This window comes from Aureimonas sp. Leaf427 (genome assembly GCF_001425485.1).
Classification (GTDB): domain Bacteria; phylum Pseudomonadota; class Alphaproteobacteria; order Rhizobiales; family Rhizobiaceae; genus Plantimonas.
Window position 1 is genome coordinate 91,006 of record NZ_LMQW01000053.1, and the last position, 16,505, is coordinate 107,510.

31 protein-coding genes and 1 pseudogene are annotated in these 16,505 nt (G+C 64.4%); 10 read left to right on the plus strand and 22 right to left on the minus strand.

Going from position 1 to position 16,505, the window contains the following annotated elements; all coding sequences use genetic code 11:
* Window positions 1-52: 52 nt before the first annotated feature.
* The 21 genes and pseudogenes from ASG62_RS24365 to ASG62_RS24445 form a co-directional block, all read right to left on the minus strand.
* Window positions 53-1,150, minus strand: a complete 1,098-nt coding sequence (locus ASG62_RS24365; RefSeq protein ID WP_056697603.1) for a tyrosine-type recombinase/integrase — start codon at window positions 1,148-1,150, stop codon at window positions 53-55.
* Window positions 1,151-1,209: 59 nt separating this feature from the next.
* Window positions 1,210-1,320 (minus strand): annotated as a pseudogene (locus ASG62_RS27780) (excisionase family DNA-binding protein); the annotation flags it as partial.
* Window positions 1,320-1,742 (minus strand): hypothetical protein, encoded by a 423-nt coding sequence (locus ASG62_RS26860; RefSeq protein ID WP_056697601.1) that lies wholly within the window; start codon window positions 1,740-1,742, stop codon window positions 1,320-1,322. The gene ASG62_RS26860 and the pseudogene ASG62_RS27780, both read right to left, overlap by 1 nt.
* Window positions 1,739-2,053 (minus strand): hypothetical protein, encoded by a 315-nt coding sequence (locus tag ASG62_RS24375; protein ID WP_056697596.1) that lies wholly within the window; start codon window positions 2,051-2,053, stop codon window positions 1,739-1,741. The genes ASG62_RS26860 and ASG62_RS24375 overlap by 4 nt, the downstream gene beginning before the upstream one ends.
* Entirely contained in the window at window positions 2,050-2,208 is a 159-nt protein-coding gene (locus ASG62_RS26865) for a hypothetical protein (RefSeq protein ID WP_210168401.1), read from the minus strand. The genes ASG62_RS24375 and ASG62_RS26865 overlap by 4 nt, the downstream gene beginning before the upstream one ends.
* Entirely contained in the window at window positions 2,208-2,630 is a 423-nt protein-coding gene (locus ASG62_RS24380; protein WP_056697593.1) for a hypothetical protein, read from the minus strand. Before ASG62_RS24380 ends, ASG62_RS26865 begins: the two co-directional genes overlap by 1 nt.
* Window positions 2,627-3,394, minus strand: a complete 768-nt coding sequence (locus ASG62_RS24385) for a hypothetical protein (protein WP_056697589.1) — start codon at window positions 3,392-3,394, stop codon at window positions 2,627-2,629. The genes ASG62_RS24380 and ASG62_RS24385 overlap by 4 nt, the downstream gene beginning before the upstream one ends.
* A 130-nt stretch (window positions 3,395-3,524) precedes the next feature.
* A complete protein-coding gene (locus ASG62_RS24390; RefSeq protein WP_056697585.1) occupies window positions 3,525-3,917 on the minus strand; it encodes a hypothetical protein in 393 nt (130 codons plus the stop codon).
* Window positions 3,914-4,225, minus strand: a complete 312-nt coding sequence (locus ASG62_RS24395; RefSeq protein ID WP_162246036.1) for a hypothetical protein — start codon at window positions 4,223-4,225, stop codon at window positions 3,914-3,916. The genes ASG62_RS24390 and ASG62_RS24395 overlap by 4 nt, the downstream gene beginning before the upstream one ends.
* Before the next feature lie 193 nt (window positions 4,226-4,418).
* Window positions 4,419-4,739: a hypothetical protein gene (locus tag ASG62_RS24400; RefSeq protein ID WP_056697579.1), complete on the minus strand. Its 321-nt coding sequence runs from the start codon at window positions 4,737-4,739 to the stop codon at window positions 4,419-4,421.
* Window positions 4,736-5,119 carry an HNH endonuclease gene (locus ASG62_RS24405; RefSeq protein WP_056697574.1) on the minus strand — a complete coding sequence of 128 codons (384 nt, stop codon included), beginning with the start codon at window positions 5,117-5,119 and terminating at the stop codon, window positions 4,736-4,738. Before ASG62_RS24405 ends, ASG62_RS24400 begins: the two co-directional genes overlap by 4 nt.
* Window positions 5,116-6,336, minus strand: a complete 1,221-nt coding sequence (locus ASG62_RS24410) for a recombinase RecT (protein ID WP_056697573.1) — start codon at window positions 6,334-6,336, stop codon at window positions 5,116-5,118. The genes ASG62_RS24405 and ASG62_RS24410 overlap by 4 nt, the downstream gene beginning before the upstream one ends.
* On the minus strand, window positions 6,333-7,298 hold the full coding sequence (locus ASG62_RS24415) for a PD-(D/E)XK nuclease-like domain-containing protein (RefSeq protein ID WP_056697571.1): 966 nt from the start codon (window positions 7,296-7,298) through the stop codon (window positions 6,333-6,335). Before ASG62_RS24415 ends, ASG62_RS24410 begins: the two co-directional genes overlap by 4 nt.
* Window positions 7,295-7,570, minus strand: a complete 276-nt coding sequence (locus ASG62_RS24420; RefSeq protein WP_056697568.1) for a hypothetical protein — start codon at window positions 7,568-7,570, stop codon at window positions 7,295-7,297. The genes ASG62_RS24415 and ASG62_RS24420 overlap by 4 nt, the downstream gene beginning before the upstream one ends.
* Window positions 7,571-7,572: 2 nt before the next feature.
* Window positions 7,573-7,836: a hypothetical protein gene (locus tag ASG62_RS24425; protein WP_056697566.1), complete on the minus strand. Its 264-nt coding sequence runs from the start codon at window positions 7,834-7,836 to the stop codon at window positions 7,573-7,575.
* On the minus strand, window positions 7,833-8,006 hold the full coding sequence (locus ASG62_RS26870) for a hypothetical protein (protein WP_156382350.1): 174 nt from the start codon (window positions 8,004-8,006) through the stop codon (window positions 7,833-7,835). The genes ASG62_RS24425 and ASG62_RS26870 overlap by 4 nt, the downstream gene beginning before the upstream one ends.
* Window positions 8,006-8,176 carry a hypothetical protein gene (locus ASG62_RS26875; protein WP_156382351.1) on the minus strand — a complete coding sequence of 57 codons (171 nt, stop codon included), beginning with the start codon at window positions 8,174-8,176 and terminating at the stop codon, window positions 8,006-8,008. Before ASG62_RS26875 ends, ASG62_RS26870 begins: the two co-directional genes overlap by 1 nt.
* On the minus strand, window positions 8,176-8,406 hold the full coding sequence (locus ASG62_RS24430; protein ID WP_056697563.1) for a hypothetical protein: 231 nt from the start codon (window positions 8,404-8,406) through the stop codon (window positions 8,176-8,178). The genes ASG62_RS26875 and ASG62_RS24430 overlap by 1 nt, the downstream gene beginning before the upstream one ends.
* A gap of 170 nt (window positions 8,407-8,576) precedes the next feature.
* The gene (locus tag ASG62_RS24435) at window positions 8,577-8,783 is read right to left on the minus strand and encodes a hypothetical protein (RefSeq protein ID WP_056697561.1); all 207 of its coding nucleotides are present in this window, start codon (window positions 8,781-8,783) and stop codon (window positions 8,577-8,579) included.
* A gap of 44 nt (window positions 8,784-8,827) precedes the next feature.
* Window positions 8,828-9,181: a hypothetical protein gene (locus ASG62_RS24440; protein WP_056697559.1), complete on the minus strand. Its 354-nt coding sequence runs from the start codon at window positions 9,179-9,181 to the stop codon at window positions 8,828-8,830.
* Between the two features lie 384 nt (window positions 9,182-9,565).
* Window positions 9,566-10,393 (minus strand): helix-turn-helix transcriptional regulator, encoded by an 828-nt coding sequence (locus ASG62_RS24445; protein WP_082537402.1) that lies wholly within the window; start codon window positions 10,391-10,393, stop codon window positions 9,566-9,568.
* On the opposite strand from ASG62_RS24445, the gene ASG62_RS24450 reads away from it, so the two are divergent.
* The 4 genes from ASG62_RS24450 to ASG62_RS24465 are packed head-to-tail and all read left to right on the plus strand — an operon-like array spanning window position 10,362 to window position 12,364.
* A complete protein-coding gene (locus tag ASG62_RS24450) occupies window positions 10,362-10,595 on the plus strand; it encodes a hypothetical protein (RefSeq protein WP_056697553.1) in 234 nt (77 codons plus the stop codon). The genes ASG62_RS24445 and ASG62_RS24450 overlap by 32 nt on opposite strands.
* Window positions 10,592-11,572 (plus strand): DUF3102 domain-containing protein, encoded by a 981-nt coding sequence (locus ASG62_RS24455; RefSeq protein WP_056697551.1) that lies wholly within the window; start codon window positions 10,592-10,594, stop codon window positions 11,570-11,572. Before ASG62_RS24450 ends, ASG62_RS24455 begins: the two co-directional genes overlap by 4 nt.
* Entirely contained in the window at window positions 11,553-12,128 is a 576-nt protein-coding gene (locus tag ASG62_RS24460) for a hypothetical protein (protein ID WP_056697547.1), read from the plus strand. Before ASG62_RS24455 ends, ASG62_RS24460 begins: the two co-directional genes overlap by 20 nt.
* Entirely contained in the window at window positions 12,125-12,364 is a 240-nt protein-coding gene (locus tag ASG62_RS24465) for a hypothetical protein (RefSeq protein WP_057180622.1), read from the plus strand. The genes ASG62_RS24460 and ASG62_RS24465 overlap by 4 nt, the downstream gene beginning before the upstream one ends.
* On the opposite strand, the gene ASG62_RS24470 is transcribed toward ASG62_RS24465, so the two are convergent.
* Complete coding sequence (locus ASG62_RS24470) at window positions 12,324-12,626, minus strand: hypothetical protein (protein WP_056697545.1); 303 nt, start codon at window positions 12,624-12,626, stop codon at window positions 12,324-12,326. The two genes, ASG62_RS24465 and ASG62_RS24470, sit on opposite strands and share 41 nt — an antisense overlap.
* Before the next feature lie 75 nt (window positions 12,627-12,701).
* Here ASG62_RS24470 and ASG62_RS24475 point away from each other — a divergent pair, with 75 nt between their 5' ends.
* From ASG62_RS24475 to ASG62_RS24505, 6 genes are all read left to right on the plus strand, one after another.
* Window positions 12,702-13,190: a hypothetical protein gene (locus ASG62_RS24475; RefSeq protein WP_056697543.1), complete on the plus strand. Its 489-nt coding sequence runs from the start codon at window positions 12,702-12,704 to the stop codon at window positions 13,188-13,190.
* A 298-nt stretch (window positions 13,191-13,488) separates the two neighbouring features.
* Window positions 13,489-13,986: a hypothetical protein gene (locus ASG62_RS24485; protein WP_056697539.1), complete on the plus strand. Its 498-nt coding sequence runs from the start codon at window positions 13,489-13,491 to the stop codon at window positions 13,984-13,986.
* Window positions 13,986-14,567, plus strand: coding sequence for a hypothetical protein (locus ASG62_RS24490; RefSeq protein ID WP_056697537.1), 582 nt, complete (start codon window positions 13,986-13,988; stop codon window positions 14,565-14,567). The genes ASG62_RS24485 and ASG62_RS24490 overlap by 1 nt, the downstream gene beginning before the upstream one ends.
* Window positions 14,567-15,244 (plus strand): hypothetical protein, encoded by a 678-nt coding sequence (locus ASG62_RS24495; RefSeq protein WP_056697534.1) that lies wholly within the window; start codon window positions 14,567-14,569, stop codon window positions 15,242-15,244. The genes ASG62_RS24490 and ASG62_RS24495 overlap by 1 nt, the downstream gene beginning before the upstream one ends.
* Complete coding sequence (locus tag ASG62_RS24500; RefSeq protein WP_056697532.1) at window positions 15,241-15,816, plus strand: hypothetical protein; 576 nt, start codon at window positions 15,241-15,243, stop codon at window positions 15,814-15,816. The genes ASG62_RS24495 and ASG62_RS24500 overlap by 4 nt, the downstream gene beginning before the upstream one ends.
* On the plus strand, window positions 15,813-16,472 hold the full coding sequence (locus ASG62_RS24505) for a hypothetical protein (protein ID WP_056697530.1): 660 nt from the start codon (window positions 15,813-15,815) through the stop codon (window positions 16,470-16,472). Before ASG62_RS24500 ends, ASG62_RS24505 begins: the two co-directional genes overlap by 4 nt.
* Window positions 16,473-16,505: the final 33 nt, after the last annotated feature.

The following is a 16,505-nucleotide window of genomic DNA, read 5'->3' on the forward strand; positions in this document are numbered from 1 at the left end:
CGGGCGTAGTTCAGCGGTAGAACGCCAGCTTCCCAAGCCTCATTGCTCATTCTCATTCTCCAGCCATTTTCAATATCTTAGCAGTTTCTGCGGCGTCTGTCGTGGCAACGGGCGTGGTAATCGCTGCACGCTCCACCGCTTCGAGCCCATTTCGCAGGTCGTCGTTCGTCACATGGGCATAGCGCGCGGTGGTCGTGACCTGTGTATGGCCCAAGAGCTTCTGCGCCAGTTTCAGGTTCCCGGTCGCGCGCACGAGGCGCGTCGCAGCGGTGTGTCGGGTGTCGTGAAACCTGAAGTCTTTCAGGACTGGCGCGACGTGCCTGGCCCAGACGGTGTGAAGCCCTTCGGCTGTGATCGGGTAGCGCTCGCCTTTGACGCGGCCATCGCGCGTCCGTTTGGCGATGAAGGTGAACACCTCGGGGCCGTCATCACGGCGCAGCGACCATAGAAGGTCGTAGACGGGCTGGATCATGGGAATGGTGCGGGCCACATCGCCCTTGCCGGTCACGCGGAACTCGCGGGCGAAGAAGTTCACGTCGCGCCACGTCAAGCCGACGATCTCAGCGCGCCGGCATCCGGTTAGGATCGCGAACCGCAGTAGCGGCCGATAGTCCTCGGGGATCGCCGCGAGAGCTGCCGTCTCCTCGTCGTGGCTGGCCTCCCGAACCCGCTCCTGCGGCTCCTTCAGCTTGTGGTCTGCCCAATCAATCTCTTGAAGTTTTGCGCCGTTCATTTTCTTGGCCCGGTTCAGGATCGTCCGTAGCGGCTCGACCACCGTCCGGTTCACAGTCGCGTTGGCGACGCCTTCCCCGCGTCGTTTGGCGACAAGGCGAGCCACCATCGCGTTCGTGATATCCGCAATCATGGTGGTCTTGCCGATTTGGTCTTGTAGCCATGCGATGTTGCGCTGCGGCCCGGACGGATCTGAATGGTGCTGGCCGATCTCGTCGTAGTAGAGGAACGCGGCGCTCTCGAAGCTCAAGGGCTTTGAGGTGTCGATCCGATTGGCTTCGGCTGTTCGTTTGATGCCTTCCTCGAATTTCTCCGCGTCCCGCTTTTTCGCGCACTCAGTAGAGCCTGAAAATCGCTGACCCCGAAGACGGAAGTCGTAGGAATAGTGCGCCGCGCCGGGGCGCTTGAATACAGACATCTCCGCTCCTCAATGAAGGCTTCGAGGTCGGACGGGTGATACCGTCGCGTCTCCCGATCCCGTTGGCCGATGTTCACGTAGCGGATGCTGCCGTTCTGCGTCAGGTCGCGCAACTGGCGGGTGGAGATGGCAAGATGCTTCGCCGCCTCCGCTGGTGTGAGAAGGCCCATCACGCCCCCTCCTTGTCTGGAGCCGTGAGAGAATGGATGGCGGCGCGCTCCATCGGGAGCATGCAGCCCATCGCGCGAAAGATATGTCCTAGGCCAGCAGTCCCTGGTTCATCATAGAACCGCTCCCAAATCGCGTCTTTTCCGTCCTCGACGCCCCGGCGGTATGCCTCTGCCTCCCGCTCGGAGCCCATGCCGTTGAGGCGGGCTTGCTCTGCGAGCCGCTCGGGCAGCTGGATCTGGTCCTCGTCGTCGGTCTTCTTGATGTAGTCCATCAGGATATCGTCGGGGCTCCAGACGCCTTTGCACTTGGCGGCGCGAATACCTTGCCGTGCACACCAGATTGTCCATCGGATGGCATCGCGAATGAGCGTGGCCCGAGCCTCACGGCAGATTGCTTCGTCGCGCTGTGCATCGTCGGTCACGGCTTTTTCTCCTCTGCCAGATGCGGGGAGGCGGCGCGGCGCGCGAGGTATTCACGGGCACACTTCTCGCCTAGTGTCTCTTCCGCCACCGGCTGCGGCTCGGGCTCTGAGGCAAGGGCGGCGCGGAGAAGCTTGGATGCCGAGCGAAGAGAGTTGGCCGCAGCCTTGTCCTGCGCCGCCTCCGGGTCCCCGTACATTAGCCAGTTGCCTCCCATTGTGCGGTGAAGCTTGACGCGGGCTTCGAGGATTTCCGCGTGTCGATCGAAACCCAACGCCCCGATAAGGTCCGGGCGGGATGGATGGGCGGTCATGGGCGCGGCTCCTGCTTCGTGTCCGATCGATAAGCGTTGATCACCCGGTTGGCCCAACGATCGTCCAGAGGCATCATGATCGCTTCAGCGATGCGGCTTTGTGGCGGCTCGTAGCTCGACCAGAAGCCGGGATCGTTCTCAGGGTGCTTCCCCATCACGCGCCTCCATCCTGCCCGGCGCGGGCTCGCTGACGATCGGCGGGGAACAGGCAAGGGTTGACCCTGTGACCTTTGGAGGCGACGCGCATTGCAATTTCACGGGACTTGGTTCGGACCGTGTACCCGTTGCGGCTATAGGTCCATATCTGCTCCTCGACCGCCTGGGGCGCGGCGGCGGGTGTGCAATACGGACAGCGCGCCGCGTTGTGGTGGTTCGTTGGATCGAACCCGAGTGCTTCGCAGACCGCGCGCATGTCCTCCGCGTCCGTTGCCGGGGCGGCGGGACGGGATGCGCGATCGGCCATGATGGCGCGTTCCATCAATTCGTATACTGACAAACGCTCGTCTCTGTTCGCCATGTCGTCATAGACACGAACAACCAACGCCCGGACATGAGCCGGCACCTCGTCCCGGCTCATGTCCGACGCTCCGAGAGGGCGGCGGGCGTATTGCGGACAGGCGGCGCACGATCTTCAACGGCTGTTCCGTCGTTGTTGTACATGTAGATGCCGAACCCGACTTTGAGCCATTTGCAGTCGCCGTCGTCCGTGTGAAGGGTGACGGGCATCTTCAAGCCTCGCGAGACCTCCAAAGGCTTCGTCCAGTCGATAAGCTCCTCCACCTCCTCCGTCCGCCCATCCGGTACGGCCGGGGCGGTGGCGAGGGCGGCAGCGAGAACTCTAAGGGCAGCGTTCACCGCATAGAGTTGCTCGTGCTCGCCCGACGCCTTAAGCGCGCCCGCCGATACCTTGTCCATCTGGTCGCCAGGGAAGAGGAAATGGATACGCTCTGCCGCCGCCCGCAGGCTCGCCTCCGCGTTCTGGACTTCGGGGGCGAGGGTGGCCGCAGTACAAGCGGTGCATTCTCCAAGCCATTCGCCATCCGCACGATGCACGTCGCCTGTTCCGTCGCAGTATTCGCAACGCTCCTCCCGCGCCGTCCCGTCCTCTACGACGGGGGCGGGCTGGAGACAGGCGAGGCGCTGGAGAGCATCGCGGATTTGCTCGCCATGACGCTCGACCGTGCGCAGGAGGTCGTAGTTGTGCCGTCCGGCGAGAGGGTCCTTCGGGTGTGCCGAAAGGCTGACGACGCCCATCATATCGCGCACCTGATCAGCGGCCCACTTCAGGTCGCGCTCGACCCTCGCCCGGACATCATCTGAAACGAAGTTCATCTCAAGCAATGCAGCGCTCCTCCGGCGAACGGGCTAAATAGCCATGTGGCAACAATCCAGAGCGGGTTTCCGGTATTACAAGCTACTTTGAAACTAACAGGCCAGACAACGAAGAGAAGGAAGAGCTGAATAACCGAGATCACCCCCTCCCCTCCGCCTTGACGAGTGCCGCCTGCCGCTCATCCGAAGCCTTGTCCATCGGAGAGGATGCGGAGGCGAGAGGGCGGCAGGATAGAATGCGGTTTTTCAGATGCCGCTTGAGAAAAGTAGCCATCGGAAAGGCTGTCGTGGCTTTCTCGATGGCCTGCTTCAGAATACTTTCAACTAGAAGTTCGATTTCTGAAACGACATGATCCACCGTGACAGCATAGCCGTCCGCATCATCAGCAGTTTTCCAGAACTCAGCATCTTCTAATATCTTGCGGATATCAGCGCTCATTGCCTGCCATCCTTCTCTAGGAATGGGCTGGGTCTCGGTGCCTGTGGCGTTCGGCATGGTGGTGGCGGGGATGGTCGTCGAGAGAGTGCTCATGCGGGTGCCTTCGTGGCCTTGGCGATTGCCGCCTTCATCTGCTTGTGAATTGTGCCGTTCATCGCCCACGTGTGCTCAAACAGGCGCTCGCTCGCGATCAGAGCGGCCAGCAGGTCATCGTGAGAGTTCAGCATGTCAGCGACCTTTTGCAGCTCGCCTTTGGCCACCCATTCTGTCTGCTTGGCGACTGGGAAACCGAGTGTTATGCAGGTGCGGCCTTCCGCATCTTTGGTTTTGCGGGGCGACTGATGGAGTGTGCCGTCTTCGACGTAGAAGCTGCCGTCTTCCAGGCTTTTCATCTCGCTCATGTTCGTCTCCGATGAGTTGAACCCGCTCGCCTTGGCGGGAGAAAAGTCGCGGACGCTCATCCGAACACCGCCCACGCGCCGCCGGCCACGATCAGCCAAAACACGGTCCCGAGCTTGATTGCATTCGCGAACCCCAGCGCTTCCGAGATCGGGGCGCGGGTGGTGCTAGGTGTGTCTGTGATGGGGTGCATGGTCAGGCCCTCACGAGGTCGGAGAGGCGGCTTACGGCACCGCTTTCGCTGTTCGGCCAAGTCGTCCAAGCCCACTCGCCCGCTATGGCGCGGATGTTGACTTCACTCGTTCCACGAAGCACTCGGTCCCCGACCTTCAGCGGGTGGGGCTCGACGGAGACGATGTCGAGGCGCGAGTGATGGAAGGCGCCGCTCGGATCAGGGTTGAGGGTATCGATCGATACGAGCGGCCCAGCCTTGCCCATTTCGATGATCTTGCCGCGCACTGTAACGACATCGCCCTCACGCAGCGTTGAAACGTCGATCTGTGATGGGGTGGTCATCGGACATCGTCCTTGATGGCGCGCAGACCGAACGGACCCTGCTCGTAGCGGGTGCCGGGCGCGGGTTTGCGGAAGGAGGAGGGCTTGCGCGGGCCGCCGGCGCGCTCGGCTTGGCGCTTGGTCTTGGCGGCGCGCGGCGTGTCGACGGTGCGGGTCTTGATCGCGTGGCATCGCTTGCAGACGCAGGCGCAGTTCTCGAGCGTGGCCTCGCCGCCGATGCTGTCTGCGATGATGTGGTCGAAGTCGAAGCCTGCGGAGAGATCGCCGTTGCAGCGGGCGCCGGGCTCCAGGCCATAGTCGGCGCCGACGGCTTCGCACTTCTTGCCGGCTCGCTTGAAGGCTTCTCGGCGAATGACGATTCCGAACTCGGTCCGGCTCATCGGCGCGCCGCCGGGCGAACATCCGCCTCCTTCACTCCGATCTCAGCGGCGATCAGCGCGACCGCGGCGGCGAGGTTGGACTTGCCGAGGATGACGTCGTTGGACCGGGTGACGATCTTCTTCAGCGCCGGATGGTGATCCTCGGGGATCTCCTTCTTCCAGAAGGCCGATGCGGTAGCGATGGCGTCCTGACGTGCCTTGCCGTCCAGATCGTTGGTGGCGATCTCCAGGAGTTTGGAGGCCGCCTCGGCGAGGAGGTTGGCGACGGCAGCCGGCGCAGGCTGAGTGCTCTCGTCGGGCTGCTCTTCCGCCGCCGTGTCTCCCGGGAAGCCTTCGTCCGCTTCCGTGCCTTCAGCGGCCTCCTCTTCGGCGTCCTCGATCTCGTCTTCGTCCAGAGTTTCGTTGTCGGGTTCCTCGACGGTCTCCACCGTCGCCTGATCACGATTGAAGCCTTCCCGTGCATCGGTGAGGCTCGCCTGCCTGCCGGCGGTGAGCCGATCCTGCAGCGAGGGCCGTGCATCCGGCGCGCGCGACAGGTCATACATCGCGTCGTCCCGGGCGATCAGGTCGTGAAGATCGGTCGAGAGCGGGAGGCGCTTGGACAGCCGTCGGATGGCCGACTTCTTCGCCATCTCCTCCCACCATGTCGCCCACGGGCCGCTGTCGCGCGACCGGGAGACGGAGCGGATCTTCTCGATGTCGCGCGGCGTCAGCGTCTCGACGTAGATCGAGCCATCCTTCATCTTCGCCATCGCGAAGACCTGCCGGATGTGGCCGTAGTCGGGGAGCTCGGCCTGCTCATAGGCAAGATGCTCGCCCTCGTCGTCGATCCAGGACCGGAAGCTGTCGCCGCCGAACACGACCTTGGCCGTGATCATCGCGACTTCGCCGGACTGGTGGATGCGCTTAATCACGCCGCCGATCATCGGCATCCACTGGACCTTGCCCTTGAAGACGACAAAGGCGCCTTCGCGCTTGTCCGGCAGAAGACCGTCCTGCGCCGCGCGAATGGCCGATTCCATCAGGCTCTTGCGATCGGCGCTGAGGATGTTCGGATCAGAGAGGACCGCCGTCATCACGACGCGCTGAAACTTCTCCGGCTTGATGTGCGACGGCAGGGCCGCGGCGAACTGCTCGCCCATGCGGTCCAACTCGTTGCGAAACCGATCGCGCGGAGAGAGCTCGCGCCCTTGATCGGTCGTGGCGAGCGCGCTCATGCGGCCTTCTCCATCTCGAGGAAGTCGTCGATCTTCTGCTTCGCCCAGGGCTTGAGCTGCAGGTGGCGCTCGCCAGCGGCGAACGGACGCGCGCCGGGCCACTCGCCAGCGTCGAGGCACTTGCGGATCGTCTTCAGAGCCCAGCGGATTTCGCGTTCGCCGCGGTCGAGCTCGTGCTCGGACATTTCGACATGCGCGGTGTCCGGCACTTCGTCCTTCAGCACGTAGACGAGGGCGAAGGTCGTGAACGGCAGATCGAGTGCGCGACACACCATGCGGATCATGGCACCCTGCAGGTAGTAGCAGGCGTCGAAGGCCTGCTTCTCGAGGAAGTCCTCGCTGAAGTCCGCCGTGGTCTTCAGGTCGGCATAGATGCCATCGCCGCTCGGGATGACGTCGGGCCGGACCTTGATCCAGATGCCGGTCTCCGGGTCCTTGAAGGCCATCGTGCGCTCAATGGCGCCGTCGAGGATTCGCGCGTCGCGGATCAGCGGATAGCGCGCGGCGTCGTCGCGGATGCGGCCGATCATGGCGCGCTGGTCCGGCGAGATGATCGTCTTGCCGCCTTGCTGGTCGCGCCAGTCCTGGCAGAAGCCGGCGTTCCAGTTCCAAGGCTTGGTGTCGCCCTCGCCCTTCTTCGGCTTCTCGTTCGGGTAGACCGCCGGGTGGACGGCATAGGCCGCGTCGAAGTCCTCGTCGCCGAGGAGAAGGGCGTGCGTCGCCTTGCCGAAGCTGAGCGCCTTCGTGGTCTCGACTGCGATGTGATCCGGGTTGTGCTTCCAGCGTCCCCAGAAGGCCTTCGGGCTGCCGCCATGCGAGGGTAGGAGCCACTTCATCGCGCTCTTGGAGAGCGACGGCGCATCGAACAGGTCGACGTCGCCGTGATAGGTCTCGATCGGGACGCCCGCATAGATGCCGGGCTCGGTGATCTGCGTGCCATCCCATGTGCGTTCGGTGATCATGCTGCGACCTTTCTGCGGCGCTCGGCGCGCTCTGCGGATGCGACCTTGGCGGCGGCGATCTCTGCCTGGCGCTCGGTCCACCAAGCTTCGGCGCGGGCGAGCGCATGGGCCTTGGACTTCGACCAAAACCGCATGTTGAAGGCCTGCTCGCGCGGGTTCGGGTTGCCAGCGGTGGACGCCGGCTGAAGCAGGATTTCGCCGTACCAGCGGAGGTGCTCGGGCGCCTCGGGCGAGGTGTAAGCGACGAAGCGGACTGACTGGACGCGGGCCATCGTCAGAGCCTCCCCGCCGCGCGCAGGCAGGCCTCAGCCTCGGCGCGACGTTCCTGGCGGTTGCTTTCCTTGGCCTTCTCGGCCCACTTCATCGCGGCCTCGTCGTCGTCTTTGGCGCGGATGATCGTGCCGTAGATCGCGATGGCGCCGCGCTCGATGAGATCGGCGGGCAGAGGCTTGGCGCGGGCAGGGCGCGCCGGGCGATCGTCCTCGAACGGATCGAACGAGGTGGCGAGCTTCTGCGCCTGGAGGATGCGGCCGCTCATGCCCGACGCTCCGACCGATCCACCTTCACCTTGTGGAAGATCACAGGGTCCGGCAGGCAGGCGATGCGGATGCAGTCGCGAGCGGCCTCGGGCGTGTCGGCCTGGACGACCTTGATCTGGTCGTCACCGCCGGCGGCGTAGTGAACGCGGAAGGGGATCGCGGGCGCCATTACTCGGCCGCCTCCCGAGCCGCACGGGCGCGTTCTGCGTCCTGACGCTCCAGTTCCTCGCGATAGACGTCGTCGCGATCCTGGCGGCGCTTGTGGTCGTGGTAGGCCGCGGCATCGGCGAACCCGAGATATCCAGGGCCGTCGTTCCAGCCGTAGGGAGAGCGGCCCATCACTCGGCCGCCTCTGCCAGGGCGTGGACTTCCGGTTCAGCATAGAGGACGCGGAACCGCGCAGCGCGAGGCAGCCCCTCCAGCGCATCGGTCGAACCGAAAAGGGTGATGCTCAGTTCGCCGTCCGCGGTGGAGATCGTGAGCGTCCGGCTGTTGCCGTTGTCCGGCATGGCGGAAGTCAGCTCGACCGCAGTCACGCCGTGGATCATGAGGCTGGACAGCATCCCCATCTCAGCGGCTCCCCATCGAAGCGATGAGGGGCAACGAAGGGCGCGCCGTGTCGGAGAGGATGAGAGCCGAGCCCATGAAGCAGGCCATGAAGGCCCCAAGGGCGAGGAGTTCGGCTAACGGCTTGAGGATGTGCATGGCAAAGCTCCCGGCGGGTGCGCGGTGAAAGGGTTCAGGCTGCGATGAGGTGTTCGACGAGGACGGGTGCCGAGCGGCCGGTGATCTTCACGACCATCGCGCCACGTCCGATCTCCCAAGGACGGGAGACGACTTCGGCTTCCTGGGCATGCTGCTCGCCGGAGACGGGGAAGAACTTGACCTTGGCGCCGAGGGGAAAGCGCTTGGCGGCTTCGGCAACGGTCAGGGTGGGTTGGCGCATGGTGTGTCTCCCGAGCCGGTGATCCGAACCCGCGATGGGGTGGATCAGGCGGCAGGCTTGTTCATCATGCCGGCGAGCGTCGACACCGGGTCTGCCGAACGCTGCATCGTGCCGCGTGTCACGGTGACCGTGTCGCCATAAGCGGAGGTCGCCTTCTCGGCTGCAGCCTTCCAGTTGGCCTCGGCCTCATGGCGGGTCGGCATGTCGGGGAGCCCGATGCGGGCGTGAGCGCCGATCGCATCCATCGTCTCGCGGTGGCCGAGTTCGTGCGTCCAGACGTCGTGACCGGCCAAGACAGTCGCGATCTCGTGCATGCGGCTGATGGAGGTCGAGCACAGGGCGATGCCGGTCATCGCAGTCGCGACCTCAAGCGTCGGGAATTCGTGGGTCTCGGCCATCTGTCTGCTCCATCGGTTGGCGTGTTCGCCGTCGTTCGATGGAGCCATTCGTACGGTATGTACGATTGCCGGTCAAGTACGTTTTGTACGATTTCCGTTGACCGCACGTTTTGTACGATCGTATAGAGGGTGCATCGGCGACGAGTGGTGCAATCCCACTACCAGCACTGCGTCGATGGCGTGGGAGTTAGATCACCCTACAGCGCCGCTGGAGAAATGAGGGCGGAGAAGCCGACGAGGCCTCCTGGCGTATGTCCCATCCCGGCTCCGGTCGTCAGGACAGCCAAGGCTCCCCAGCCTGCGAAAGCTTCGGCTTCCGTGGGTTAGGGGAGTCTTTGGCTCGAACCCTCCCACACCAGACGTCAGAACACTGAAGCAGACCTATCAGAGGTCAGTGATCACACGCCTCACGCGACCGACCACGTAGACGTCATCCTCATCTACCGGAAGCGACATGTGATCGAGGTTGGTTGAAAACGGTTGCAGCATCGGACGCGGAGTTCGGCGGAACCGCTTGAAGGTCGTCTCGCCACCATCTAGCGCGAAGACGTAGTATCGATCGTTGATCAGCGAATCGTCGGCGCGGTTTACGATGATGATAGACCCGTCAGGCGCGATGCGGTTCATGGAATCGCCTTCGACCTTCAATGCCAGCCAGTCTCCTCGCGGCAGGTCGGCGATCGGCAAATAACGTTCGACCTCATCAAGAATAACGCCGTCCCTCTTTTTCAAGCCGCCGGCGCTTACCCACGAGACAACAGGTATCTGTATCACAGGATAACCTGGCGTAGCCTCTCCGAGGTCAGGATCGTAGTCGTCGTCTGCAGACGGTGTGGTCGTGCCAAGGTCAAGAAGGACCTTGTCGATAGCTTCTTTCATGGTCGCCGATTCATGGTTGGCGCCATAGATGATCCAAGCAGGGTCTACGTCCAAGGCGGAACCATACTTCAAGGCGGCCTTCAGGCTGATTTCCCGGTTCCCGTTCTCGTGGCTATTCCACGAATGCAGATTCAACTTGGTTGCCCGCGACGCTTCCGACCGCGTTTCATAGCCTTTCGCGAGGCGGGCTTGCTTGAGGCGTTCTCTAGGCTCTTCCATGCGTACGTTCTGAACGATTTCCTTCGTGCAGGGTGTACGATTTCCGCTTGCGCTTAATTCGTACTGAATGTACGAATTGGGAATGAGCGACGAACCCGCATCGATCTCCGCCATTATCGACACTTTCCCGACGATCGCAGTCTTCGCGACTGAGGTTGGATGTGGATACGAGGCCGCACGGCAGATGCGGAGGCGCGAGAGCATCGCGCCCGAGCACTGGTCCCGAGTGATTGAGGTGTGTTCCGCACGTCAGATCACCGGCGTCACGTTCGAGTGGCTCGCCCGGCAGCGTGCGAACGCATCGGTGGCGGCATGAGCACGCTCCGCGTCATCGACCGGGGCGAGCAGGTCGCCTTCTCCTATGAGAGCGTCGCAGTCGACGTTGCGACGGAAGCACGGCAGGCAGCGGAGCGGATCAACCTTCGTCTGCGCAGGACGGCCGAAGACGTGGTTGAGATCGGCCGCGATCTGACCCGGATGAAAGAGCGGCTGCCACACGGTTCGTTCCTGCCGTGGATATCTGCCGAGTTCGGCATGAGTGACCAGACGGCTAGACGATTCATGCAGGTGACGAAGGTCTTCGCCAGCAAATCCAACATGTTGTTGAATTTGGACGCATCTGCTCTCTACGAACTCGCCGCTCCCAAGACTCCGATCGAGGTCCGCGAGGAAGTGGAGCGGATGATTGAGGCCGGCGAGGTGGTTCGCTCCGCCGATGTCGCCGAACTGAAGCGGCAGCATGCAGCCTCTGAGGCCGCGAAGTTCTCCGCCGATCTTGATGCCGAGAAGGCGACTGCGAAGGCCGGCGAGCTGCAGTCCGACTTCGATATCAAGATCGCCGAGGCCGTAGCCGTCGCGGCTAGGAAGATCGAAGACGGCTACCTCGCCAAGCAGGCGCAGCTCGACGAGCAGATCGCGAAGCTCCGTTCCGAGAATGCGCGGCTCAAGGCCGGGCCCGTCACGGCGCCGATCATCGACCACGACACCGGCAACGTCGTCTCGTTCACTCCCCGATCGCTGACCGAAGCCCTGGCAGCCGAGATCGACGCTGAGCACGACGAGCATGTCGACGCCGAATTCAATGAGACAGCCAATCCCGAAAAGCGAGCCCGCGTGGTTGTCGGTGTCTGCCGGCAGATCGTGGCCGTGAAGGCAGACCCGCGGTCGGTGTTCCGCGGCATGACCCAAGGCAAGCCAGAGCAAATCATCGCTGAAAACAAGGCGATGATCGAGACCGCCTTCTCCCTCTTCAAATCCATAAAGGACCAGTTTGATGGCAAACCGCGTCGTTGAGACGAAGGAATTTCGAGAGGCTTTCCGAAGAGAGATCATCGCCTGCGGTGATGTCTCGCCGGAAGGCAAGCGCCGCCGCAACATCCTCGGCATCGGCGGCCGGCAGCTCAGCATCAGCGCTGGCGTCGACATCCTCGGAACCCTCATTCGCCAGTTCCAGGACAAGGGCGCGACGCTCTGCCGGTCGCAGATCGACCTCCTGAACCCGAAGGGCGCGCGTCGGTACGTCTCCGAGCAGATGAACGCGATGGCCTCGGCCAAGCTGTCCGTCGGCGCCAATCCGATCGAGACCCTGCACAAGTCGCTCGGCGATCTGATCGTCGTGGCCCGGAAGACCGGCCGAAACGTGTACATCAGCAAGGCCTCTGCGACGGCGCTGGAAATCCAATGCTGCATCGATCTGCGCATCGGCAAGTCGAACGCCCAGGCCGAGCGGACGGAAGCTCTGACGGAGCATCTGAAGGAGGGCATGGTCGCCCTCGGCGATCGGACGGTGGCGGATGCGATGGTCGCGGACGTCGAGCAGTATTTCCGCGCCGTCGATCGCGCCGCATGACTCTCGTGGCCGCCGTTCCCCTTCAAGCTGCCAAGGGCGTCTTCAAGCCTTGCCGCTGGTGCAGCGGAGCGCGCGGCCACATCGACGCGGCGCCGGTCATTGAGCCGGCCCGCCACGTCGGCCGGATGATCTGCGACGGCTGCGGCCGGCAGACCGGATGGGTGTCCGACAGGGCGCTCCGCAAGGCCGAAAAGCTCACCCATCACGCCGCTCCCGCCAGCGAGGCCGCAGCATGACATCGTTCTTGCCTGTGTCGCCATCTGGATCGGCATCTCGCTTGCCGCATGCTGCCTTCTCGGCCCCTTCCTCCGCGACAGCGCAGCGGCGCAAAGCATCCAAGCGCCTGAGGGTTTCGACCCTGTGCCAGTTTCTCTCCGTGCCGTGCTTACGGGCCGCGACGTAGGCCAGATCCACGCTGCTCACGCCCATGGCGCCGAGCAAGGCTGCCACCGCCTCCACCATCGTCAGTCCGTCCATGTCGTCGCCGCTGGGTTCCATGCAGCGAACATGTCGCAGGGCCGGCAATAGCTCACTGAAATCCCGCAGCGCACTCTTTCACCGACAGGTCAGAAGATGTCCGATCTCAGAAAATCCACGGGTGCGATGCGCTTGGCGATCAAGGCGGCGGTCCGGCGCGCTCTGACGCTGGCCGGCGGCGGGGAGAGCGTCCAGCACGCCACGCGCGTCAACGGCGCCTCGCTTTCGCGCTATGCCAGCGCCAACCCGGATCACGAATTGAACCACGCGCCGATCGACGTCGTGCTCGATCTCGACCTTGAGGCTGGGCAGCCCGTCATCCTGGCCGCCTTCGCCGATGCGCAGGGCTACGACATCGTTCGGCGCGAGCGGCCCGACACCGCGTCCGACATGCCGTGGTGCGCCAAGATGGGCATCCTGTCGAAGCAGGACAGCGCCGTGCTCGGGCAGATCGGTGATGCGCTGGCCGACGGCAAGATCAGCCCGGCCGAGGGCCGCTGCATCGTCGACGAGATCGAGAAGGAGGAGCTTCTCCTCCGCCGGCTCAAGGAGCGGGTGATCGCGGAATCCGGGGCGGGCCGATGAGCGGCCGCTCCCTCACAGACAGTCCGTCCGGGACTTTCGACCGGTGCCAGTTCGGCGCATCGGAACAGCTTTCATGTGCGGCGGGCCCGGACGGGCTACGGACTTGCTTCCCCGCCAATGAGAGCATGCCGACGAGGGGCGGGGAGGCTGTAGCGGCTTCCCCGTTCCGCCCCGTCGGCCCCTATGCAGAGCACATCGTTCGCGGGCTGGCCCGCCATCTCCATAACCGCGCGATTGACGAGGCCGCCACGAAAGAGGCGATGGCGCTCGGCTCCCGCGTCCAGCGGAGGGAAGGCTGATGCCTCACTTCACCTGGACCGACGAGGCCAAGGCCGAGGTCGTGAAGCGCTCCCGCATGGGCTTCACCTATGCCGAGATCGCCGCCTATCTCGGAACCACGCGGGAAGCCATCTCGCGCGCCGTCACCCGGCACAAGCTGATCTCCGTCGAAGAGCGCCGCAAGCTCCAGTCCGAGCGGCTCATCGGAAAGAAGCAGCCGAAGGCCGTGGTCGCCAAGCGCTCGCGGCACATGAAAGCGACGTGGGCCGATCCCGTCATCCGGGCCGAGCGCGTCTCCCGCCGGCGGAAGGCCTGCGAGCGGCCCGAGGTCCAGGCGCAGATCGCGGCAGCTGCTCAGGCATCCTTCCGTAAGCGCCGTGGTGGCTTCGACCTGCCGGACGCGGAGACCGCGGCGAAATACCGATTCCTTCGCGAGAGCAAAGGCATCCCGGCAGCCGAGGCCGGTCGAATGCTCGGCCTTCTTCCATCATCCACCAGCCAAGAACGGAGAGCCTGATGGCCCGCGCCGCGAAGAACACCGCATCCGCCGAAACCGGCCCGGCCGGCATCGGGCACAACGACATCGCCTTGAAGGACCTCAAGGTTCTCTTCTTCATCGGCCGGCAGAAGTATCTCGCTGCCCAGGCTGCGCAGAAGGCCGCCAACGCGGAGATGAAGCGCGTCGGCAAGGTGATCAAGGTGGACCTCGGGGAGTTCGGCCTCGACAGCATCAAGGCCTACGAGAAAGCCCAGACGCCCGAGGGCAAGGCAGCGCTCCAGGCCCGCCAGGAAGCCGAGCGGCAGGCCATGAGCTTCGCTGGCATCCCGATCAACACGCAGCTCGATCTTCTCACCGATCGCATGCCGCTCGTGGAGCGAGCCTATCGCGATGGCGAAGAGGCGGGTCTTCGTGGCGACACGCTGAACAACCCTTTCAGCGAGGCATCCGAGGAAGGCCACGAATATGCTCGCGGATGGCATGACGGGCAGGGCGCCCTCTTCGCCGGCATCAAGCAGAAGGAAGCCGAGGCGGCGGCCGAGCTGATCAAAGGCCCCGGCCATGACGGCGGCGGCGATCTCGACGAGGAGCAGGACTGATGGCTGGGTCTGCTCGCGGGCTGTTCCGCGCCACCGGCAAGAAGTCCAAGCCCGTTGCCGTCCGTGACCTTGCTGGCGACATCGTCATGGCCGATGCGCTGGAACGTGAGAAGGACGACTTCTACCCGACTCCGCCCGAGCCGACCCGCGCCATCCTCTCGGCCGAACTAAGGCGGCTGAGGGACTTCCATACGGTCTGGGAGCCGGCGGCTGGCGACGGCGCCATGGTGCGCGAGATGGAATCGGTCGGGCTGACCGTCCGCGCATCGGACCTGATTGACCGCGGCTGCGGTGCTGACATCCGGTCCTTCTACGACTTCCCGGCAGCGCCATCGCCTGCGATCCTCACGAACCCGCCCTTCGCCGAATGCGGCTGGGGCAACGGCAAGGCTCGCTGGCTGACGCATGCGCTCGACAACCTCGGCGTCGAGTACATGGCGCTCCTGATGAACTGGGGCTTCCCAGGCGCCGGTGGACTCGGGCCCTTCTGGGCGAAGCATCCGGCAGCCCGCGTCTATCTGATGCGCTGGAAGATCGACTTCACCGGGCAGGGTGCCCCGCCCATGCTCAACGCGTGGTTCGTCTGGGATCGCCAGCACCGCGGCGAGACGGTCCTTCGGATGCTGGACCGGGCCGATGCGCGTCAGGCGGAGATGTTTGGCGAGGTGGCGGCATGAGCCTGATCCTCGGCCTCGACGCCGCCTCCACCACCGGCTTCGCCTATTACGACGACACCCGCAGCATATCGGCCATGGAGGTCGGAGTGCTCCGCGCCAAGGGCGACGGCTTCGAGGACCGCGCGTCGTTCCTCGGCCGCGAGCTCGTCGTCATGCTCCGCAAGCGGCGGCCCGACTTCGTGGCGATCGAGCAGCCGCTCCGCATGCTTCCCGGCGGCAAGCGCAAGGAAAAGTTCATGGGCGAGGAGGTGGAGGTCTCCGGCGCCGGCGGCGGGACCAACGCGCTCATCCTCTCCAACCAGATCGTGAGCGCCTTCTGCACCGCGGCCCGGATCAAGGACATCCCCTTCGTCCTGATCGCCTCCGCCACCTGGCGCACGCAGTTTCTCGGCTTCGGCCGCAAGCCCGGATTCGACCGGAAGGCCTGGAAGAAGGCGGCCCGCGAGCGCTGCGCTGCGCTGAAGATCTCCGTGACCAACGACGACATGGCCGAGGCCTGCGGCGTGGCCTTCGCCGCCACCGCGACCGACGCCTTCAAGATGATGAAGCACCAGATGGAGCGAGCCGCATGATGAACCTCGTCGACATCCGCGAGCGCGCCGAACGTCGGCAGCAGGCCGCGCACCAGAACCAGAGCTTCCATCGCGAGCAGCTGTCCAAGGCAGAGGCGGAGGAGGGGGATCTCGGTATCATCATCGACGGGATCGACGACCTGATCGAGGCGCAGGCTACGTTCGCGAAGATCATGCACGGCGCGTCGCCCGAGCTTCTCGCCGCTATCGGCGCGACCGAGACGACCACTGGCACCATACCGGCCATCCCGGCTGAGGAGCCGGTCGCTGAAGAGGTCGGCGTCGGAACGCCGCCCGCCGCGGTCGAGCCGCCTGTCGCTCCGAAGCGCGCGGTTGCCCGCAAGGCGAAGGAAGCCCCTGCCGATCCCATAGTCCAAGCCGCCGCCAAACCGCCAGCACCCGCCGACGCGCCGCGTCCGACAGACGCCGCCCTCGACGCCAAGGTGCTCGACATCATGCAGCGCGCGGCGGCCAGCGGCGATGGGCAGGCGATGTTCGACATGGCGACGTTGGCCGGCAAGATGGAAGTCACCTCCCTCGCGCTCGACAAGTCCTTCACCCGCCTGGCCGAGGCCGGCCGCATCGTGCGCCAGAGGTGCGAGCTTAAGGGCCATGCCGCGTTCGAGGTGATCGCCGAGACGGAGGCGGCGGAGTGACAATCTCCACATTCCTCGACGGCCGGGTACGGC

Coding starts and splice junctions, on each gene's coding strand:
- ASG62_RS24455 (WP_056697551.1), top strand. CDS start 10,592: ATGAGCACGCTCCGCGTCATCGACCGGGGCGAGCAGGTCGCCTTCTCC.
- ASG62_RS24395 (WP_162246036.1), bottom strand. CDS start 4,225: ATGAGCGAGATGAAAAGCCTGGAAGACGGCAGCTTCTACGTCGAAGAC.
- ASG62_RS24470 (WP_056697545.1), bottom strand. CDS start 12,626: ATGGAACCCAGCGGCGACGACATGGACGGACTGACGATGGTGGAGGCG.
- ASG62_RS24375 (WP_056697596.1), bottom strand. CDS start 2,053: ATGACCGCCCATCCATCCCGCCCGGACCTTATCGGGGCGTTGGGTTTC.
- ASG62_RS24440 (WP_056697559.1), bottom strand. CDS start 9,181: ATGGCCGAGACCCACGAATTCCCGACGCTTGAGGTCGCGACTGCGATG.
- ASG62_RS24430 (WP_056697563.1), bottom strand. CDS start 8,406: ATGGGGATGCTGTCCAGCCTCATGATCCACGGCGTGACTGCGGTCGAG.
- ASG62_RS24465 (WP_057180622.1), top strand. CDS start 12,125: ATGACTCTCGTGGCCGCCGTTCCCCTTCAAGCTGCCAAGGGCGTCTTC.
- ASG62_RS24485 (WP_056697539.1), top strand. CDS start 13,489: ATGCCTCACTTCACCTGGACCGACGAGGCCAAGGCCGAGGTCGTGAAG.
- ASG62_RS24425 (WP_056697566.1), bottom strand. CDS start 7,836: ATGAGCGGCCGCATCCTCCAGGCGCAGAAGCTCGCCACCTCGTTCGAT.
- ASG62_RS24450 (WP_056697553.1), top strand. CDS start 10,362: ATGAGCGACGAACCCGCATCGATCTCCGCCATTATCGACACTTTCCCG.
- ASG62_RS24495 (WP_056697534.1), top strand. CDS start 14,567: ATGGCTGGGTCTGCTCGCGGGCTGTTCCGCGCCACCGGCAAGAAGTCC.
- ASG62_RS24445 (WP_082537402.1), bottom strand. CDS start 10,393: ATGGCGGAGATCGATGCGGGTTCGTCGCTCATTCCCAATTCGTACATT.
- ASG62_RS24365 (WP_056697603.1), bottom strand. CDS start 1,150: ATGTCTGTATTCAAGCGCCCCGGCGCGGCGCACTATTCCTACGACTTC.
- ASG62_RS24400 (WP_056697579.1), bottom strand. CDS start 4,739: ATGACCACCCCATCACAGATCGACGTTTCAACGCTGCGTGAGGGCGAT.
- ASG62_RS24410 (WP_056697573.1), bottom strand. CDS start 6,336: ATGAGCGCGCTCGCCACGACCGATCAAGGGCGCGAGCTCTCTCCGCGC.
- ASG62_RS26870 (WP_156382350.1), bottom strand. CDS start 8,006: ATGGCGCCCGCGATCCCCTTCCGCGTTCACTACGCCGCCGGCGGTGAC.
- ASG62_RS24435 (WP_056697561.1), bottom strand. CDS start 8,783: ATGCGCCAACCCACCCTGACCGTTGCCGAAGCCGCCAAGCGCTTTCCC.
- ASG62_RS24390 (WP_056697585.1), bottom strand. CDS start 3,917: ATGAGCACTCTCTCGACGACCATCCCCGCCACCACCATGCCGAACGCC.
- ASG62_RS24420 (WP_056697568.1), bottom strand. CDS start 7,570: ATGGCCCGCGTCCAGTCAGTCCGCTTCGTCGCTTACACCTCGCCCGAG.
- ASG62_RS24475 (WP_056697543.1), top strand. CDS start 12,702: ATGTCCGATCTCAGAAAATCCACGGGTGCGATGCGCTTGGCGATCAAG.
- ASG62_RS24415 (WP_056697571.1), bottom strand. CDS start 7,298: ATGATCACCGAACGCACATGGGATGGCACGCAGATCACCGAGCCCGGC.
- ASG62_RS26865 (WP_210168401.1), bottom strand. CDS start 2,208: ATGGGGAAGCACCCTGAGAACGATCCCGGCTTCTGGTCGAGCTACGAG.
- ASG62_RS24500 (WP_056697532.1), top strand. CDS start 15,241: ATGAGCCTGATCCTCGGCCTCGACGCCGCCTCCACCACCGGCTTCGCC.
- ASG62_RS24405 (WP_056697574.1), bottom strand. CDS start 5,119: ATGAGCCGGACCGAGTTCGGAATCGTCATTCGCCGAGAAGCCTTCAAG.
- ASG62_RS24490 (WP_056697537.1), top strand. CDS start 13,986: ATGGCCCGCGCCGCGAAGAACACCGCATCCGCCGAAACCGGCCCGGCC.
- ASG62_RS24460 (WP_056697547.1), top strand. CDS start 11,553: ATGGCAAACCGCGTCGTTGAGACGAAGGAATTTCGAGAGGCTTTCCGA.
- ASG62_RS24380 (WP_056697593.1), bottom strand. CDS start 2,630: ATGAGCCGGGACGAGGTGCCGGCTCATGTCCGGGCGTTGGTTGTTCGT.
- ASG62_RS26875 (WP_156382351.1), bottom strand. CDS start 8,176: ATGGGCCGCTCTCCCTACGGCTGGAACGACGGCCCTGGATATCTCGGG.
- ASG62_RS24505 (WP_056697530.1), top strand. CDS start 15,813: ATGATGAACCTCGTCGACATCCGCGAGCGCGCCGAACGTCGGCAGCAG.